The organism is Streptomyces malaysiense, from assembly GCF_000980885.2.
GTDB classification, from domain to species: Bacteria; Actinomycetota; Actinomycetes; order Streptomycetales; family Streptomycetaceae; genus Streptomyces; species Streptomyces malaysiense.
In genome coordinates this window covers 1-859 of sequence record NZ_LBDA02000046.1, presented here as the reverse complement: position 1 = coordinate 859, position 859 = coordinate 1, and the positions used below count along the sequence as shown (strand labels likewise).

Here is an 859-nt window from a genome sequence, read left to right as displayed (position 1 = left end):
ACCCTCCGGATCGGAGCCGGCGGAATGGTCGATGACGGTGAAGGAGGCGTCGGTGCGGCGGGGTACGACCTGCAGCCAGCGGCCGTCGGAGGTCTGGCGGAAGCCGGCGCGCAGGTTCGCGTGCCGGTCGAGCAGCCGGCGGGTGGCCTCGTGCAGACGCTGGACGTCCAGGGCCCCGTTCAGCTCAAGGACGAACTGTGCGGTGTAGACGTCGGTGCTCTCGTCGTCGTATCCGGCGTGGAAGGCCAGGCCCTGCTGGAGCGGCGAGAGAGTGGTGATGTCGGCCAGGCCACCTTCCCCGCGGAGTTCGGTCTCCAGCGCGGTGACCTGTTCCTGGTCGAGGCCGACGAGGGGGAAGTCGGACGGCGTGTGCCCGCCCGCACCCCGCTCGACCGCGTCCGCGATCGCGGTCAGCGCCTCGAACCACGCCGCCGCCAGCTCCGCCACCCGCTCCCGGGACAGCACCTCACCGGCCCACGACCACACCGCCCGCAGCACCGGACCCTCACCGGTCTCCTCGACCAGCGAGTTCACCTCCACCACATGCGCCAACGGCATCGACTCACCGGAGCCGCTGCGCAGTCCGAGTCCACCGTCGGAGGTGAACCGGCCCAGGTAGTTGAAACCGATCTGCGGCACCGCCCCGCCGGACAGCTCACCCGCCGTGTCCTCGTTCAGATAACGCAGCAGGCCGTAACCGATGCCCTTGTCCGGGACCCGGCGCAGCTGCTCCTTCACCGCCCGCACCGACGCGGCCGCGTCCCCCTCCCCCGCGTCCAGCGCCACCGGATACACCGTGGTGAACCAGCCCACCGTCCGCGAAAGATCGACCCCCGGCAACTCCTCACGCCCATGACCC

1 protein-coding gene is annotated in these 859 nt (G+C 71.0%); it reads right to left on the bottom strand.

The window, feature by feature from the left end:
- Positions 1 to 859 (bottom strand): condensation domain-containing protein (locus VT52_RS19090; RefSeq protein ID WP_143070888.1); only part of this gene is annotated, 859 nt, incomplete at both ends.